This window comes from Stenotrophomonas sp. 86428_Sma (assembly GCF_056481585.1).
In genome coordinates, this window is the sequence record NZ_CM151156.1 from 3,885,716 (window position 1) to 3,904,106 (window position 18,391).

The following is an 18,391-nucleotide window of genomic DNA, read 5'->3' on the forward strand; positions in this document are numbered from 1 at the left end:
ATATCGCCACGCTGGCGACCCTGCAGCACTCGCCGGATGCGCGCGCTGCTTTCCTCCCATTGTCGAGAGATTCCATGTCCCAGCTTCGCCGTTCCCCCACCCTGCTCTGCCTGGCCCTGCTGCCGCTGTTCGCCGCGCCGATCGCCCACGCCAAGGATGACCACTGGACCTTCGAGCTCGCCGCTGGTGGTGGCGTGACGCCGCGCTACAGCGGCAGCGAGGAATACCGCGCGACGCCGTCGCTGTCGTTCGATGTCACCTCGCCGGGGGGATGGTTTCTGGGCACCAGTGGCATCGGTTGGGGCACGTCCATTGGCGAGCACACCCGCGTGCGTGCCTACATCGGCGCCAGCGGCATCCGCCGCGACAAGGACTCCCTGCTCGGCGGTTCGGACTTCCTGCGCGGCATGGGTGATATCGATACCCGTCCCCTGGTCGGTGTCTCGGCTGGTTATACGCTGGGCGAAGCCGTGCTGAGCGGCGCCTGGCAGTTCACCCGCAAGGACGAGGACAAGGCCGAGAACGGCCTGGCCACCCAGCAGATCCACCTGAACCTGAGCATGCCGCTGTTCGACCTGGCCGGCGGTGTGGTCAGCGGCAGCGTGTCCACCGACTACGGCAACCGTGGCTACATGCAGACCTGGTACGGCGTCAGCCCGGAACAGGCGGCGCGCACCGGCTTTGCCCAGCACACGCCGAAGGCTGGGCTGGCCAGCGCCGGTCTTGGCCTGAAATGGAGCCACCGCGTGGGCCGCAATGGCAACTGGTACATCTCGGCCGAAGGCACGCGCCTGCTCGGCGATGCGGCCGACAGCCCGATCGTGCAGAAGGCGAACCAGTTCGGCTTGATGAGCGGCTATACGCACCGCTTCTGAGTGAGCGCCGGGCATGGCCCGGCGTACTTCCCAGGAAACGGGGCGCCGCGATCAGGCAGCGCCCCGTGTGAATCACGCCTTGGCGAACACCAGGTGGCCGCCGTCGTTGCCGACTTCAATGGTGTCGCCGTTGACGAAGGCACCGGACAGGATCTTCTGCGCCAGCGGGTTCTCCAGCTGCGCCTGGATCGCCCGCTTCAACGGACGTGCGCCGTACACCGGATCGAAGCCGACGTTGCCGAGTAGATCGAACGCCGCATCGGACACCACCAGCTTCAACCCGCGCTCGGCCAGCCGCTTCTCCAGGCCACGCATCTGGATGCGCGCGATCTGCTTGATCTGCTGCTTGTCCAACGGGTGGAACACCACGATGTCGTCCAGGCGGTTGATGAACTCCGGGCGGAAGTGGGCCTGCACCACGCCCATCACCGCCGCCTTCATCTGCGTGTAGGCCTCCGGGCTGTCATCAGCGCTCATGTCCTGGATCTGGTGCGAGCCCAGGTTCGAGGTCATCACGATGACGGTGTTGCGGAAGTCCACGGTGCGGCCCTGGCCATCGGTCAGGCGGCCATCGTCCAGCACCTGCAGCAGGATGTTGAACACATCCGGATGCGCCTTCTCCACTTCGTCCAGCAGGATCAACGAATACGGACGGCGACGCACGGCCTCGGTCAGGTAGCCACCCTCTTCGTAACCGACGTAGCCCGGGGGCGCACCGATCAGGCGGGCGACGCTGTGCTTCTCCATGAACTCGCTCATGTCGATGCGGATCATCGCGTCGGCACTGTCGAACAGGAACTCGGCCAGCGACTTGCACAGCTCGGTCTTGCCGACGCCGGTCGGGCCGAGGAACAGGAACGAACCGGCCGGGCGATTCGGATCGGACAGGCCCGCACGCGAACGGCGCACGGCATCGGAGACGACCTTGATCGCTTCCTCCTGGCCGACCACGCGGTTGTGCAGCACCTCTTCCATCCGCAGCAGCTTGTCGCGCTCACCTTCGAGCATCTTGTTGACCGGAATGCCGGTCCAGCGCGACACGACCTCGGCGATCTCCTCGTCGGTAACCCGGTCCTGCACCAGCTTGAAGTCCCTGTGTTCGGCTTCCTGCGCGGCGGCCAGCTGTTTTTCCAGCTGCGGCAGCAGGCCGTACTGGATCTCGCTCATCTTGGCGAAATCCTGGCGGCGCTGCGCGGCTTCCAGCTCCAGCTTGGCCTGCTCGACCTGCTCCTTGATCTTGGTCGCACCCTGCAGCGCGGCCTTCTCCGACTTCCAGATTTCATTGAGGTCGGAGAACTCGCGCTCCAGCGCCTCGATGTCGTTCTCCAGATCGGCCAGGCGCTGCCGCGAGGCCTCGTCCTTTTCCTTCTTCAGCATCTCGCGCTGGATCTTCAGCTGGATCACCCGGCGTTCCAGGCGGTCCAGCTCCTCCGGCTTGGAGTCGATCTCCATGCGCAGGCGCGAGGCCGCCTCGTCCATCAGATCGATGGCCTTGTCCGGCAGCTGGCGGTCGGTGATGTAGCGGTTGGACAGGGTCGCCGCCGCCACGATGGCCGGGTCGGTGATCTCCACGCCGTGGTGCACCGCGTACTTTTCCTTCAGCCCGCGCAGGATCGCGATGGTGTCTTCCACCGACGGCTCACCCACGAACACCTTCTGGAAGCGGCGCTCCAGCGCGGCGTCCTTTTCGATGTACTTGCGGTACTCATCCAGCGTGGTGGCACCCACGCAGTGCAGTTCGCCACGTGCCAGCGCCGGCTTGAGCATGTTGCCGGCATCCATCGCGCCGTCGGCCTTGCCGGCGCCGACCATGGTGTGCAGCTCATCGATGAACAGGATGATCTGCCCTTCGCTCTTGGCCAGGTCGTTGAGCACGCCCTTCAACCGCTCTTCGAACTCACCGCGGAACTTGGCACCGGCAATCAGCGCGCCCATGTCCAGCGACAGCACACGCTTGCCGCGCAGGCCTTCGGGCACTTCGTCGTTGATGATGCGCTGGGCCAGCCCTTCCACGATGGCAGTCTTGCCTACGCCGGGTTCGCCGATCAGCACCGGGTTGTTCTTGGTCCGGCGCTGCAGCACCTGGATCGTGCGGCGGATTTCCTCGTCACGGCCGATCACCGGATCGAGCTTGCCGCTCTCGGCACGCGCGGTCAGATCGATGGTGTACTTCTCCAGCGCCTGCCGCTGTTCCTCGGCATTCTCCGACTGCACGTTCTCGCCGCCACGCAGCTTGTCGATCGCAGCCTGCAGGCGGGTCTTGTCGGCACCGGCGGCGCGCAGCGCCATGCCCAGCGTGCCGCCGTCGTCCAGCGCCGCCAGCACGAACCACTCGCTGGCAATGAAGGCATCGCCGTTCTGCTGGGCCAGCTTGTCGGTCTGGTTGAGCAGACGCCCCAGGTCATTGCCCATCGAAACGTTGCCGGCCTGGCCGGACACCTTGGGCAGCGCATCCAGCGCCTCGGTCAGGCGCTCGCGCAGCACCGGCACGTTCACCCCGGCCTGGGCCAGCAGCGGGCGCGTACTGCCACCCTGCTGGTCCAGCAACGCGCTGAACAGGTGAACCGGTTCGATGATGCTGTTGTCGCGGCCAACGGCCAGCGACTGTGCGTCTGCCAGCGCCTGCTGGAAACGCGAGGTGAGCTTGTCCATCCGCATTGCGAATCCTCATCGGTCATCAGGGCCGGCCCGCGCCGGCGATGCTGGAAAGATGCGGTTGCCCCACCCCGTTTCAAGGGTGACTGCGACTGCACCCCGAGGCCAGTCAGCCTGCGGCCAGCATGCCGGAACGGGTGTGGTCGGCGCGTTGATCCCGATCAGTTCTGCGCGATGGACCGGCTCAGCGGGTGATCGCGCTGCGGATCGCCCGCAGCTGCTGCTTGATCGCCCGCGCCTGCGCCACATCCATGCGCAGCAGGGCCTTCTGCCCGATCGAGCGTGACTGCAGAGTGGCGTCGACGAAGCGATAGCGGCCGCGCTCATCGCGTTCCACCAACGGCGGCTGGGCCGGCTCCGGGGTGTCCAGCAGGTGGTCGATCACCGCGACCAGGCGATCATTGAAGTACCCGTCGGGCCGGCCCAGGTCCACATAGGCCTGCTGGATCAGTGGATAGAAGCGCTTGTAGGCCGTGGCCGTTGCCGCCGGGTCGAGCGCGGTGAAGGCCTGCACGTAGGGCGCATAGCGCGCCGCATTGGCTGCGGCGATGCGTTCGCCGCCCTCACCCGCCTCGACCTGCAGGTTGCCCGGCAGCGGCCGCGCGGCCAGCGCGGTCGGCGGCACGCTGGGCTTGTCCAGGTTGTCGACCTGGGTGACCAGGCGCTGGATCAGATGATCGCGCAGCAGCAGGGTCAGCGGACCCTCGCCCTGGAACAGCTGGCTCAGTGCGCCCCAGGCCACGGCATCGCTGTCAGCCAGCTTGGGCAGCGCCGGGTCGGCCGCAGCCTCGGTATCCAGCAGATGCCTGATCGGCGGTGGTGCCGGCGCGGGTTCCGCAGCCGCCTTCGGTTGTGCCGGTGTGCCGGTACTGGCGGGGGGCGATTGCACCGGCACCGAGACTCCGTCCGCCAGGCTCTTCAGCTGGTCGCGGAACAGCCAACCGCCCGCGCCACCGATCACCACCACGCCCAACACCCAGGGCCATACCGCCTTTCCACTCTGCATGATGCAGCACCTCGTTTTCACACGCATGGAGAAGGTGTGACCCAGCTGATTTCCGTGGGTTCCCCACCCGTTCCGGTAAGGTTCGGGAAACGCGTTGACAGCGCAGTGCGACGGGCGGCCCAATAAGTAGTCCAGCCCCTTCGACGAACGACCCATGGAGCTTCGCCCGGAACCGGTGCCTTTCCGCATCAGCACGCTCGACCTGACACTGGTGTATCGAGAGCAGAACGCGAGCGCACAGGTGAACGTGGAGGCACAGACGCTGGAGGACTATGCAGCGCAGCCGGGCATGCGTTACCGCTCACTGCAGGTGGATTTCGAACTTGTCCATGAAGCGCGTTGCCGGGGCGGAAATTTTCACGAGATGCGCCACGGTGAGATCGTCGAGGAAACCGGACCAGCCGATGAAACCGCGCACTGGCGGCAAACCGGTCTCTGCCCTTTCCCCGGCTTCTACCGGGTCATCCACGATCCTGGCCTGGCGGCACTGCTCGCGCACTACGATCCCCGCAATGTCCACGACCTGCAGCTTTTCATCCTTGCCGCACATGACAGCTACGTTGAAGTCCTGGCCAAGGGATATCGCTACACGCTGGCTGGCAGCGTCAATGAACACGACATCATCACCGTCGCGCCATCGGCCTGAACACTCCGACATCCAACGCCAGGTAGGCATTGCACTCACGCCCGCTTTGCGCGAGCAGCGCGACGCTATGCATCCTGTCCCGTGGAGACACAGCCATGCAGTACGCGCTGTATTACTGGACCGGCATCCAGGGCCGTGGCGAGTTCGTGCGCCTGGCGCTGGAGGATGCCGGTGCCGACTACATCGACATGGCGCGGGTGCACGGCGATGCAGTGATGCAGCCGTTTCTCGATGGCAGCAGTGAAGGTGCGCAGCCCTTCGCGCCGCCGTTCCTGAAGACCGGTCGCCAGGTCATCGCGCAGGTCGCGGCAATCCTGGATTTCCTGGGCCCGACGCTGGACCTGGTGCCACAGGCAGCCTCGCGGCGGATGCAGGCGCTGCAGTTGCAGCTGACCATCGCCGACCTGGTGGCCGAGGTGCATGACACCCACCATCCGATCGCTGCATCGAAGTACTACGAAGAGCAGAAGACCGAAGCCAAGGCACGCGCCGCGTCACTGCGCAGCGAGAGGCTGCCGAAGTTCCTCGGCTACTTCGAGCAGGTGCTGGCCGCCAACGGTGGCCGCCATGCACTGCGCGAGCATTCGTATGTGGACCTGTCGCTGTTCCAGCTGCTGAGCGGGCTGGATTACATGTTCCCACGCCGTATGCAGGCACTGGAACCGACCCTGCCCCTGCTGCGCGCGCTGCAGGAGCGGGTGGCGAAACGACCCAACATTGCCTCCTATCTGGACTCGGAACGGCGGTTGCCGTTCAACACCAACGGCATCTTCCGCCACTACCCGGAACTGGATGGAGAGCGGTAGTGCCGGCCGCTGGCCGGCAGCTGCACGCTACGTCCGAGGTCCATGAGGATGCCGGCCAGCGGCCGGCACTACTCTGGGGTCAGCTGTTTTCACCCAGCGGCTTCACCGCCTGCTTCTGCAGTGACAGCAGGCCCAGCAGCAGCGCCAATGCCACATAGGCGCCGGCGAACTGCCAGCTGATGATGCGCGCCAGGCCGTCCAGATCCCACGGCAGGTAGATGCCACCGCGCGGGTCCACCGAGTGGATCAGGCCGAACAGGGTCAGCACCGCCGCCACCAGCAGGAAGCCGCAGGCGCGGCGCAGGCGGCCATCCACCATCGCCGCCACCGCAGAGATCCACAGCATCGAGGTGATGATGAAGCCATTGCCGAGAGTGAAGATCACCGCCAGCTCAGGCAATCCGTGGCCATCGAGCTTGGTCAGCAGCTGCGGCAGCTGGTCCGGTGCGATCCAGCCTGGCGCCTTGATCGCCAGCAGGTAGGCCACCGACGGCAGGAAACCGAACACCATCGCACCGGTGTGGTGGCGCGGCGTGGCCTGGAAGGCCTGGGTGGTGATGTCGATGGCCACGTACACGATGATCGGTGCCAGCACCGCCAGCGGCAGCCACTGCACCAGCCCGGAGATGATGCCGAGCATGCCGCCGATGCCAACGAACAGGCCGGTCAGCAGCGTGTAGCCGCTGCGCGCGCCCATATGCTTGTAGGCCGGCTGGCCGATGTACGGCGTGGTCTGCGCCACGCCGCCGCAGACACCGGCCACCAGCGTGGCCACCGCCTCCACCAGCAGGATGTCGCGGGTGCGGTAATCATCACCGGCCGCGCGTGCGCTTTCAGACACGTTGATGCCACCGACCACCATCAGCAGGCCGAACGGCAGCAGCAGCGGCAGGTAGGTCATCGCGGTGGGCAGGCCCTCGAGGAAGCCCAGCGTCGGCAGCGGCAGCACCACCTGCGGCGGCACCCACTCCGGTACGTGGAAGCCCGGTGCACCCAGCCCAGCCAGGCCAAGGCCGTAATACAGCACGGTGCCGAACACGAAGGCCAGCAGCACGCCGGGGCCACGCACCGGCAGCTTGCCCTTGGCGATCAGCACGTACAGCAGCAGGCCCAGCGTAGTGAAACCAACCAGCGGCGAGCGCAGCGTTTCCAGCAGCGGCAGCAGGCCCATCAGCACCAGCGCGATGCCGGCGATGGAACCCAGCAGCGCAGCACGCGGCAGCGCGCGGGTGACCGCTTCACCGAAGAATGACAGCACGAACTTGAGCACGCCCATGATGACCAGCGCGGCCATGCCCAGCTGCCAGGTGGCGATGCCTGCAGCGTGCGGATCCATGCCCTGCTGCTTGAAGGCGATGAAGGCCGGGCCGAGCACCAGCAGCGCCATGCCGATGCTGGTCGGTGCATCCAGGCCGAGCGGCATGGCAGTGACATCGTCGCGACCGGTACGCGCAGCCAGCCGGCGGGCCATCAGGGTGTACAGCAGGTTGCCCACCAGCACACCGAAGGCGGTGCCGGGGAACATGCGGCCGAACACCACGTCGGCGGGGAACTGGAAGATCCCGACCAGGGCCATGGCGATGAAGCCGAGGATGGAGAGGTTGTCGACGACCAGGCCGAAGAAGCCGTTGAAGTCGCCGGAGACGAACCAGCGACGCGGTGCGGCGGAAGCGGGAGCGGACATGGAAGGGGTGGTGGGGGTGGGGACCGCCGATGGTAGGCCCAGCGGGGCCGGTGCGCCAATTCCGTCGTGGAATGATGGGTTCCAGCCAACGGCGGGGCCCCTCGTGGCTGGGTTGGTCGCGGACAGCGATTTCTGGGTTGGGCCGGTCGGGATGGGCTGCGCAGGACACGCCGTAAACCCGTCCCTGGGGGCTGGATGGCGCCATCCATGGCGCCAACGGTCCTGCGCAGCCCATCCCGAACGGCCCCTGACAGTTTCCTGCGCGTGCCAGCCACGGAAGAGAATCAAAAGATCAAAAGCAAAGGCAGGCTCTCGTTGTTGCGCCGAGCCCATGCTCGGCTGCTGTACGCCAAGCCTCTCAGCCGAGCATGGCTCGGCTCTACAAGAACAATTCGATCATTTCCACGCTATCCACGCATGGCGTGGATCTACCGTGTCGACCAAGGTCGACACCTACCAACAGCAGCGAAAAACTGTCGAGGGCGGGGTGGGTCCGGTTGCGGGGGCGTGAGCGCCATGGATGGCGCGACCGAGCTTACATGGGTGAGGGCGCTTTGCTTGCGAAGCATTGCTTCGCAAGCGCCCGAACGCACAGCCGCCAGCGGCTAGGCCGGGCCCCGGAGGGGGACTTGCAGCGTCCCCCGCAACCGGACCCACCCCGCCATCCCACGGATAGCCGCCTTTGCTTTTGAAGTTGCCGGCCAGCGGCCGGCACTACCGCGGGTGCAGGGCGCAGCCCTGCATCGACCAACCCCTACTTCTTCAGGAAGTTGTCCACCAGCAGATGCTTCACGTCGTCGAAGCGGCCGTTCAACACCGCCTTGGCCGCATACAGCGCGGTACCGGCCACCTGCTTGGCCTCGATCTGCGGCGGCATCACCAGCTCGGCGCGGCTGGTATGCACGTCCAGCAGCGCCGGGCCGCGCTGCGCCAGGAAGTCCTGCACCGCCTCCTCCAGATCCTCGCTGCGGGTCACGGTGCGGCCGTGGAAGCCGATCACCTCGGCCAGGCGGCCGAAGTCCGGGTTCTTCAGGTCGGTGTAGTTGTCCAGCAGCCCCTCCACCTTCTGCTCCAGCTCGACGAAGTTCAGCGAGCCGTTGTTGAACACCACCACCTTGATCGGCAGGTTTTCCTGCACGGCCGTCAACAGATCGCCCAACAGCATCGCCAGGCCACCATCGCCGGACAGCGAGATCACCTGCCGACCCGGGAACGCCTTCTGCAGGCCCAGTGCCTGTGGCATCGCGTTGGCCATCGTGCCGTGCAGCAAGCTGGTCAGCGTGCGGCGGCGGCCGTTGACACGGATGTGGCGCAACACCCACACCATCGGCGAGCCTCCATCGGCGGTGAACAGTGCATCATCGGTGGCGTACTTCGACAGCAGCGCGGTCAGGTGCTGCGGATGGATCAGCTCGCCCTCACCGGGCTGCTCTTCTTTCTCGCGCTTCTTCAGTGCCTTGTCACGGCGCTCGATGCACTCGTCCAGGAAACTGCTGTCCTCGCGCGGCGGCAGCATCGGCAGCAAGGCGTCCAGCGTCGGCGCGATATCACCGACCACGCCAAGGTTCACCGGATGGCGACGGCCGAGGTGGCTGCCATCGCGGTCGACCTGGATGATCGTGGCCTTGTCCGGGTAGAACTGGCCCCAGGCAAAGTCGGCGCCGAGCAGCAGCAGCGTGTCGCACTCCATCAGCGTGTGGAAGCCGGACTCGATGCCGAAGATGCCGGTCATGCCCATGTTGTACGGGTTGTCCGGCTCGACGAAATCCTTGGCGCGCGAGGTATGCGCGACCGGCGCCTGCAGGCGTCGTGCCAGTTCCAGCAGCTGCGGGTGTGCGCCCTGGCAGCCGGCGCCGGCATAGATGCCGATGCGCTTGCCCTGCCCCAGCAGCTCGGCGATGCGCTGCAGTTCGGCGTCGGACGGGCGCAGCACCGGCTGGGTGTAGTGCACCGAGAACGGCACATCGTGCTTCACCTCGGCCTCGCTGATGTCAGCCGGCAGGATCACTACGGCGACGCCGCGACGGCTGATCGCGGCCTGGCAGGCCAGTGCCACCACGCGTCGCGCCTGTTCGGCACTGTGCACCTGCTCGCAGAACACCGTGCAGCTGCCATACACCGCCTTGAAGTCCACTTCCTGCGGGAACTCCATGCCCAGCTCGCTGGTGACGATCTGGCTGGCGATCAACACCATCGGCGCGCGGTTGCGATTGCTCTCGAAGATGCCATTGATGAAATGCAGGCCTCCCGGGCCGCAGGAGCCAGCACACGCAGTCAACTGGCCGCTGACCAGCGAATCCGCGCCTGCGGCGAATGCGGCCACTTCCTCATGTCGTACGTGCACCCAGGCGATGTCACTGCCATGCATCGCATCGGTCACATGATTGAGCGTATCGCCCACGATACCGTAGCAACGGCGGACACCAGCCTGCTGCAGGGCGTCCACCACGATTTCGGCCACGCGCTTGCTCATCGGATACATCCTCGAACGGGGGAACGTCCGAGGCTAGACCTGATGAAGTGATGCTTCCGCAAAAAAAGGGGACGGAGGGAATTAAGTCGTTAACGGCACAAACGACTTAATTCCCTCCGTCCCCTTTTTTCTTCAATCGTTGACGTTGATCCAGCCCACCACCGCGCCCAGCTTCGGATTGCGGTAGCGCAGCTTCATCCAGCCATCCTGTTCATCCAGCATTTCCACAAGGTCGCCCTGCACCAGATAACGCTTGGTGCTGGATGCACCGGGTCGGTCGAACAGGAACAGGCGCGCTGGCACCACGGTGGCCTGCTGGCCACGCAGCGGCCCATTCGGCGGTGCGCCCAGGCCATCAGCGATGGCGGTCTCCAGCACACGACCGGCGGGATCATAGGTGCGCCAGACCGCCAGCGGACCCTGCTCGTCGCTCTGTTCCCATTGCAACGCGGCGTTCACCGTGTCGCCCAGCATCAGCACGCTCTCGCTGCGGTAGAGATAGAGCTTCGCACCTGCAAACCGGTACTGGTCGGCGTACCACATCGGGCCGCTACGGCAGCTGCTGGTCAGGGTTCGAGTGGCAGCATCCACGCTCAACCCCATCAGGTCACCGCAGCTGTCCTTGCCATGGGTGTCGGCCTGCAGCGCGCGGAACCCGGCACTGGCCGGGTCGAAGCGGTACACCGCCACCGCCTCGTTGACCATGCCCACCGATGCACGCGCGACCAGTTCCGGGTATCCATCGAAATCGACGTCTTCCAGCGACCATCGCGAATTGCCGTCGGCATCCGCCGCACCCTCCAGCCTCTGGCGCTTGCCCGACGGCGACAACTGCACCACGATGCTGCCGTCCTGCTGAGGATCGGCATGCGCCTGCACATGCGCGGCCACCTGGAAGCGTAGCGTTTCGCTATCGTCCCCACGCGCCTGCGCCGTCGGTGCCAGCACACCTGCCAATACCAGGCCCAGCAGGCATTCCCTGTAGTTCATCATCGCTCCCTGCGGCACCGCGGCGGCACCTTCAACTCAGAACGATACCTCGACCGCTTGCCGCGACCACAGCACCGATTGATGCTTGGTCTGCTGCTTCCACGCCAGGCGGATCGCTTCGATATCAGCACGGCGCTGCGGGGTGTCCTCGTGCAGCACCACCAGCACCTTGGTGCGCAGGCGGTTGGGCGCGGCATCACCGCGGAACAGCCATTGGCCATAGGCATCGAACACGGTCAGTCCATCCGGGAAGCGCGGGGTCACTTCCTTGTCCAGGAAGGTGCGCCACTGCGTCTCGCTGATGGTGTCGGCCTGCGGACGGTTGCCGGCGCCCTGCTCCTCGCCCACGCCGAAGTACAGCTCACTGCGCACCCAGCCGTGGCCGGCGGACGGGCGTGCGGCATCACCCTTCAGTTCGGCGGTGGTGGCCGTGGCATAGGCGCTGGGCGCCTGAGAGGACAGGCTGGCGCAGCCACTGGTGGCCAGCAGCACGGCGAAGACGAGGCCAAGGTGTTTCATCGGTACAGCTCCGGGGAAGGGGGACAAGGCGAGCCGGCAGCGTACAGCGCCACCGGTCCGGCGTGCTGATGCCAACGGGGCATCAACTCATGCCGGACCGGCAGGGACTTGCATCGGCACCGGCCATCACGCGAAGATAATATATCGCTTCATCCGGATGGATGTAAGTGAAACTATCTCCCCCTTCCCCGTCGTCGTTGTTGCTGGAGCCCCCATGTCCATCCGCCTGCCCGCGTCGCCGCTCGGCCTCGCCATCGCCCTCGCGCTTTCCTCCACCGCCGTCCCGGCTCTGGCCCAGGACGCTACCAACCTCGACACCGTGATCGTCACCGGCACCCGTGCCGCCGACCGCACCGTGCTCGAATCCACCTCGCCGGTGGACGTGCTCACCGCCGAGGACATCCGCAAGGCCGGCGTGGTCAATGGCGAACTGGGCAGCGCGCTGCAGGCGCTGTTGCCGTCGTTCAACTTCCCGCGCCAGTCCAACTCCGGCGGCGCCGACCACGTGCGCGCCGCACAGCTGCGTGGCCTGTCGCCGGACCAAGTGCTGGTGCTGGTCAATGGCAAGCGCCGCCACCACACCGCGCTGGTGAACACCGACAGCAAGATCGGCAAGGGCACCACGCCGGTCGACTTCAATTCGATCCCGGTCAGCGCGATCAAGCGCATCGAAGTGCTGCGCGACGGCGCCGGTGCGCTGTACGGCTCGGACGCCGTGGCCGGCGTGATCAACGTGATCCTCGACAACGGCGGCGACGGTGGCGAGATAGAGGCCAGCTACGGCGCCAACCACACCGACCTCAAGCCGATCGGCCGCACCCTCACCGACGGCCAGACCGGCAACATCAGCGCCAAGGTCGGCACCTCGCTGGGCGAGGACGGCGGCTTCCTGCGTATCGGCCTGGAGTACAAGCACCGCAACGGCACCAACCGCGCCGGCTTCGACCAGATTCCGCCGTGGGACCAGACGCCGGACAACCTGGCGCTGCTGGGCAAGCGCAACTACGTGCTGGGCGATGGCAAGAGCAAGGACATCAACCTGTGGCTGAACACCGAGATTCCGGTAGGCCAGACGTCGACGTTCTACGCGTTCGGCACCTTCAACCAGCGTGATACCGAAGGTGCGAACTACTTCCGCTACCCCGATGGCGATGCCAACTGGAAGCAGGTCTATCCGAACGGTTACCGGCCGATCTCCGAAGGCGAGAACCGCGACGTGCAGGCCGTGGCCGGCGTGCGCGGCCAGTGGGGTGAATGGAGCTACGACGGCAGCCTGGATTACGGCCAGAACGACTTCACCTACCGCCTGCGTGATTCGCTCAACGCGTCGCTGGGCCCGACCAGCCCGACCCGCTTCAAGACCGCCGACTACGAATACGCACAGACCGTGGGCAACCTCGACCTGAGTCGTGTGTTCACCCAGAGCGACAGCATCAGCCACACCCTGGGCCTGGGCGTGGAAGCGCGCCATGAGCGCTACCAGACCCGCCCGGGTGACCCGGCCAGCTACGCCGCCGGCCCCTACACCGATCGCCCGACCGGCTCGCAGGCCGGTGGTGGCCTGACCCCGCAGGATGCGGCGCGGCTGTCGCGCGACGTGGCCAGCGCCTACGCCAGCCTGTCCAGCCAGTTCGGCGAGAAGTTCTCCACCGATCTGGCCGCACGCTACGAGCACAACGACGATTTCGGCGGTGAACTGACCGGCAAGCTCGGCCTGCGCTATGAATTCACCCCGGCGTTCGCGCTGCGCGGTGCCATTTCCAACAACTTCCGCGCGCCGTCGCTGGCGCAGATCGGCTACGAATCCACCTCCACCGGCTACAACGCCGGCGGCCAGCTGGTGCAGGGTCGCCTGCTGTCGGTCAACAATCCGATCGCCCGTGGCCTCGGTGCGCAGAACCTGAAGCCGGAAAAATCGATCAACACCTCGCTGGGCTTCACCAGCCGCATCGGTGAGCACTTCGACCTGTCGCTGGACTTCTTCCAGATCGACATCGACGACCGCATCGCGCTGTCGGAGAGCATCACCGGCGATGCACTGACCGACTACGTGGCGGCCAACTACGGCGTCAGCGGCCTGCAGAGCGCCAGTTTCTTCGTCAACGCCGCCGACACCCGCACCCGCGGCGCCGAACTGGTGAGCAACTGGCGCCAGTCGCTGGGCGATGGCCAGCTGCTGTTGACCGGCACCTATGCGTACACGAAGACCACGCTGAAGAACGTGCTGGCCACGCCGGCGCAGCTGCGCGCGCTGAACCCGGACTATGTGCTGTTCGGCATCGAAGAGACCAACACCCTCACCGATGCCACCCCGCGTACGCGCGGCAGTCTCTCGGCCGCATGGAGCAACGACCACTGGTCGCTTAGCACCCGCGTGAACCGCTATGGCAGCGCCACCCGCGTGTTCAACTTCGGTGATGGCTACATCCCGCGCCAGACCTACCAGGCCGAATGGCAGCTGGATGCGGAAGTGGAGTACCGCATCACCCCGCAATGGAGCGTGGCCATCGGCGGCCAGAACCTGACCGACAACTACCCGGATCGATCCAACAGCGATATCCACTACTTCGGCAACCTGCCGTACGACGTGCTGTCGCCGATCGGCAGCAACGGCGCGTACTACTACGGCCGCGTCCGCTATACGTTCTGATTCATCAGTCCGGTAGTGCCGGCCGCTGGCCGGCAACCTCAGGGTGCATCCAGGGACCATGACGGTGCCGGCCAGCGGCCGGCACTACCCAATCCGTAGCCTGCCCTCGACCCCACGTACACGCCCACGCTGGCAAGCTGGGCGTCATGGCTGAACCGCTCCCCCTGCGTCCGCCACCGCCATTGCTGGATGACGCCTGCGCGTTGTTCCTCGATGTCGACGGCACCCTGATCGAATTCGCTGCACGCCCGGATGCCGTGCAGTTGCTGCCGGATGTGCGTGAAGCCATCGGCCGCATCAGCGACCGCCTGGAAGGTGCCGTGGCACTGGTCAGTGGTCGCCCGCTTGAGCAGTTGGATCAACTGTTCGCTCCCCTGAAATTGCCCGCCGCCGGCCTGCATGGCCACGAACTGCGCGGCGAAGACGGTCGCGTCCTGCGCGACGAACACGACGACGACACCGCCGAGTGGCTGCACGCGCTGCACCAGCAGGCGATGCGCTTTGCCCATGGCCATCCCGGCGTGCTGGTGGAAGACAAGGGCGTCGGCCTGGCGCTGCATTGGCGCGGTGCGCCGCACGCGGCAAGTGATGTGCGCGCCTTCGCCGACCGCCACGTGCGTGGCCGTGCCAGCTACCGCCTGCAGCCTGGCGACCATGTGGTCGAGTTCGTGCCTGTCGGCACCGACAAGGGCCGTGCCGTGCGCCGGATGATGCAGTACCTGCCGTTCCGCGGCCGCCTGCCGGTGTTCCTCGGCGATGACCTGACCGATGAGTTCGGCTTCGACGCCGCCAATGGCCAGCATGGCTGGAGCGTACTGGTGGGCGAACGGGAACCCAGCAAAGCCGTGTTCGCGCTGCCCGACATACGCGGCGTGCACGCCTGGCTGCGTGAGAATGCCTATTGACCCGGCCACCCCACGGCCGCAACCGAGATGTACCGCGTGATGACCCAACCCGATCTTGATCTGGGCGTGGTCGGCAACGGCAGCTTCGGCGCCCTGATCGACAAACGTGCCCGCGTTGTCTGGAGCTGCCTGCCCACCTTCGACGGCGACCCCACCTTCTGTGCCCTGCTCGGCCCCAACCAGCAGACCGGTGGCGACTTCGCCATCGAGCTGGAGGACTTCGCGAGCAGCGAGCAGGAATACCTGACCAACACCGCGATCCTGCGTACCGTGCTGCGCGACGCGCACGGTGGTGAACTGGAAATCCTTGATTTCGCCCCGCGCTGGCGCCAGAACGACCGTTTCTACCGACCGGTCAGCCTGATCCGCCAGGTACGACCACTGGCCGGCAGCCCACGCATCACCGTGCACGCACGGCCACTGGCCGACTGGGGCGCACGCGTGCCCGAGTCCACCTGGGGCAGCAACCACGTGCGCTGGATCCTGCCCGAACACGTGCTGCGGCTGACCACCGACGTGCCGGTGCGCTTCATCCGCGATGGCCTGCCGTTCGTGCTCAACCATCCCATCCACCTGATCCTGGGCGTGGATGAATCGCTCAACCGCTCGATCAGTGGCTATGTGCAGGAAGCCTTCCAGCGCACCCGCGACTACTGGCGCGAATGGGTGCGCTACCTGTCCATTCCGCTGGAATGGCAGGACGCGGTGATCCGCAGTGCGATCACCCTGAAGCTGTGCCAGTACGAGGACAGCGGCGCGATCATCGCGGCGATGACCACCTCCATTCCGGAAGCGCCCGGCAGCGTGCGCAACTGGGACTACCGTTACTGCTGGCTGCGTGATGCCGCGTTCGTGGTGCGCGCACTGAACCGCCTCGGCGCAACGCGCACGATGGAGCAGTTCCTCGGCTATATCTTCAACCTGGCCACCACCGATGGCACGCTGCAGCCGCTGTATGGCATCGGCTTCGAGGCCAAGCTGGACGAGGACGAAGTACCCAGCCTGTCCGGCTACCGTGGCATGGGCCCGGTGCGGCGCGGCAACCTGGCCTGGGTGCAGCGCCAGCACGATGTCTACGGCAGCGTGGTGCTGGCGTCCACCCAGTTGTTCTTCGACCGCCGCCTGCAGGACCCGGGCGATGCGCACACCTTCGCCCGCCTGGAACCCTTGGGTGAACAGGCGTTCGCCCTGCACGACGTACCCGATGCCGGCCTGTGGGAATTCCGCGGCCGCACCGAGGTGCACACCTACACCAGCGCGATGTGCTGGGCAGCGTGCGATCGCCTGTGCAAGATCGCCGTGCGCCTGAAGCGCGATGACCGCGCCCATTACTGGCGCGAGCGTGCCGACACCATCCATGCGCGCATCATGGCCGAGTCCTGGAGCGAGGAGCTGGGCCACTTCACCGACACCTTCGGTGGTCATCGGCTGGACGCCTCGTTGCTGCTGCTGGCCGACATCGGCTTCATCGACGCGATGGATGCGCGCTTCATTGCCACCGTCGACGCCATCGGGCGCGACCTCAAGCATGGCAACTCGCTGTACCGCTATGTCGCGCCGGATGACTTCGGCGAACCGGAAACCAGCTTCACCATCTGCACCTTCTGGTACATCGATGCGCTGGCGGCAATCGGGCGCATGGACGAAGCACGCGGGATGTTCGAGCTGCTGCTGAAACAGCGCAACCACCTGGGCCTGCTGTCGGAGGATCTGGCCTTCGACAGCGGCGAGGCCTGGGGCAATTTCCCGCAGACCTATTCGCACGTCGGCCTGATCACCGCCGCGATGCGCCTGTCGCGGTCCTGGCAGGAGGCATCGTGAGTCGTCTGGTGGTGGTTTCAAACCGTGTGGCCGTACCGGGCGAGAACCGCGCCGGCGGCCTGGCGGTGGGCCTGCTGGCCGCGCTGAAGGAACGTGGCGGCATGTGGTTCGGCTGGAGCGGCAAGAGTGTGCGCGACGGCAGCGGCACGCTGCACACACAGAAGGACGGTGACATCGAATTCGTCACCCTCGACCTGAGCAAGCGCGAGGTGGATGGCTACTACAACGGTTTCGCCAATCGCACCCTCTGGCCGTTGCTGCACTTCCGCCTGGATCTGGTCGACTACGACCGGGGCACCCGCGAGACCTACCATAAGGTCAACGCGCTGTTCGCCGACAAGCTCGCGCCGCTGCTGCGCGAGGACGACATCGTCTGGATCCACGACTACCACCTGATCCCGCTTGGTGCCCTGCTGCGCGAGCGTGGCATCGGCTGCCGCATCGGCTTCTTCCTGCACATCCCGATGCCGTCGGCCGACCTGCTGCAGGCCATGCCCGACCACCTTCGGTTGTTCTCCGCGCTGTACGCCTACGATCTGGTCGGCTTCCAGACCCAGCGCGACGCCGATCGCTTCCAGACCTACCTGCGCCTGTTCGGCGGCGGCCGCGTGCTCGAAAACGGCAAGCTGGAAGCACCGGGCGGGCGCTGCTTCCGTGCGGCGGCGTTCCCGATCGGTATCGACACCGAGCTGATCGCGCGACAGGCCGGCACCGCCGCCACCAAGGCCGCTGTGAAGAACCTGCGCAACAGCCTGCGTGACCGCCAGCTGGCGATCGGCGTGGATCGCCTGGACTATTCCAAGGGCCTGCCCGAACGCTTCCTCGGCTTCGAGCGCTATCTGGAGCGCCATCCGGATCAGCGCGGCTCGCTGACCTACCTGCAGATCGCCCCGGTCTCGCGCGGCGATGTCACCGAGTACCGGCAGCTGCGCAGCCAGCTGGAACAGATCGCCGGGCACATCAACGGTGGCCACGCCGAACCGGACTGGACGCCGCTGCGCTACGTCAACCAGAACTTCACCCATGCCACGCTGACCGGCTTCTACCGGGCGGCGGCAGTGGGCCTGGTCACGCCGCTGCGCGATGGCATGAACCTGGTAGCCAAGGAGTACGTGGCGTCGCAGGACCCGGAAGACCCCGGCGTGCTGGTGCTGTCGCTGCTGGCCGGCGCCGCCGACGAACTCAAGCAGGCGCTGCTGGTGAACCCGCATGATCTGGACGGCGTGGCCGACGCCATCGCCACCGCGGCAACGATGTCGCTGCGCAGGCGCAAGGAACGCTGGCACGCGATGATGGAGCACCTGCGCACCTACGACATCAACCACTGGCGCCGCAGCTATCTGGACGCGCTGGAAGGTTGA

General features: G+C 66.2%; 13 protein-coding genes. 7 read left to right on the forward strand and 6 right to left on the reverse strand.

Annotated elements, in window-relative coordinates; all coding sequences use genetic code 11:
- Positions 1–74 precede the first annotated feature (74 nt).
- A complete protein-coding gene (locus ACZK3J_RS17940) occupies positions 75–875 on the forward strand; it encodes a MipA/OmpV family protein (protein ID WP_478476126.1) in 801 nt (266 codons plus the stop codon).
- Between the two features lie 72 nt (positions 876–947).
- Here ACZK3J_RS17940 and clpB read toward each other — a convergent pair whose 3' ends face one another.
- Positions 948–3,533, reverse strand: a complete 2,586-nt coding sequence (gene clpB, locus ACZK3J_RS17945; protein ID WP_478476127.1) for an ATP-dependent chaperone ClpB — start codon at positions 3,531–3,533, stop codon at positions 948–950.
- A gap of 181 nt (positions 3,534–3,714) precedes the next feature.
- The gene (locus tag ACZK3J_RS17950; protein ID WP_478476128.1) at positions 3,715–4,536 is read right to left on the reverse strand and encodes a DUF3014 domain-containing protein; all 822 of its coding nucleotides are present in this window, start codon (positions 4,534–4,536) and stop codon (positions 3,715–3,717) included.
- A gap of 154 nt (positions 4,537–4,690) precedes the next feature.
- Here ACZK3J_RS17950 and ACZK3J_RS17955 point away from each other — a divergent pair, with 154 nt between their 5' ends.
- Both ACZK3J_RS17955 and ACZK3J_RS17960 read left to right on the forward strand, forming a co-directional pair.
- Positions 4,691–5,182 (forward strand): hypothetical protein, encoded by a 492-nt coding sequence (locus tag ACZK3J_RS17955; protein ID WP_049400792.1) that lies wholly within the window; start codon positions 4,691–4,693, stop codon positions 5,180–5,182.
- 95 nt (positions 5,183–5,277) lie between these two features.
- Entirely contained in the window at positions 5,278–5,988 is a 711-nt protein-coding gene (locus tag ACZK3J_RS17960; protein ID WP_478476129.1) for a glutathione S-transferase, read from the forward strand.
- A 79-nt stretch (positions 5,989–6,067) separates the two neighbouring features.
- Here the strand turns inward: ACZK3J_RS17960 and ACZK3J_RS17965 are convergent, their stop codons facing one another.
- The 4 genes from ACZK3J_RS17965 to ACZK3J_RS17980 all read right to left on the reverse strand — a co-directional run bounded on the left by ACZK3J_RS17965 (position 6,068) and on the right by ACZK3J_RS17980 (position 11,654).
- Complete coding sequence (locus ACZK3J_RS17965) at positions 6,068–7,672, reverse strand: SulP family inorganic anion transporter (RefSeq protein WP_478476130.1); 1,605 nt, start codon at positions 7,670–7,672, stop codon at positions 6,068–6,070.
- Positions 7,673–8,426: 754 nt separating this feature from the next.
- Positions 8,427–10,145: a thiamine pyrophosphate-dependent enzyme gene (locus ACZK3J_RS17970; protein ID WP_125892753.1), complete on the reverse strand. Its 1,719-nt coding sequence runs from the start codon at positions 10,143–10,145 to the stop codon at positions 8,427–8,429.
- Between the two features lie 132 nt (positions 10,146–10,277).
- A complete protein-coding gene (locus tag ACZK3J_RS17975) occupies positions 10,278–11,135 on the reverse strand; it encodes an XAC2610-related protein (RefSeq protein WP_478476131.1) in 858 nt (285 codons plus the stop codon).
- Between the two features lie 36 nt (positions 11,136–11,171).
- Positions 11,172–11,654: a DUF3574 domain-containing protein gene (locus ACZK3J_RS17980; protein WP_121504690.1), complete on the reverse strand. Its 483-nt coding sequence runs from the start codon at positions 11,652–11,654 to the stop codon at positions 11,172–11,174.
- A gap of 214 nt (positions 11,655–11,868) precedes the next feature.
- Between ACZK3J_RS17980 and ACZK3J_RS17985 the strand changes: the two genes are divergently transcribed.
- The 4 genes from ACZK3J_RS17985 (at position 11,869) to otsA (ending at position 18,391) form a co-directional block, all read left to right on the forward strand.
- The gene (locus ACZK3J_RS17985; RefSeq protein ID WP_149908715.1) at positions 11,869–14,304 is read left to right on the forward strand and encodes a TonB-dependent receptor plug domain-containing protein; all 2,436 of its coding nucleotides are present in this window, start codon (positions 11,869–11,871) and stop codon (positions 14,302–14,304) included.
- Positions 14,305–14,450: 146 nt separating this feature from the next.
- Entirely contained in the window at positions 14,451–15,209 is a 759-nt protein-coding gene (gene otsB / locus ACZK3J_RS17990; RefSeq protein WP_478476132.1) for a trehalose-phosphatase, read from the forward strand.
- Between the two features lie 39 nt (positions 15,210–15,248).
- Positions 15,249–17,030 carry a glycoside hydrolase family 15 protein gene (locus tag ACZK3J_RS17995; protein WP_478476133.1) on the forward strand — a complete coding sequence of 594 codons (1,782 nt, stop codon included), beginning with the start codon at positions 15,249–15,251 and terminating at the stop codon, positions 17,028–17,030.
- On the forward strand, positions 17,027–18,391 hold the full coding sequence (gene otsA, locus ACZK3J_RS18000) for an alpha,alpha-trehalose-phosphate synthase (UDP-forming) (protein WP_478476134.1): 1,365 nt from the start codon (positions 17,027–17,029) through the stop codon (positions 18,389–18,391). Before ACZK3J_RS17995 ends, otsA begins: the two co-directional genes overlap by 4 nt.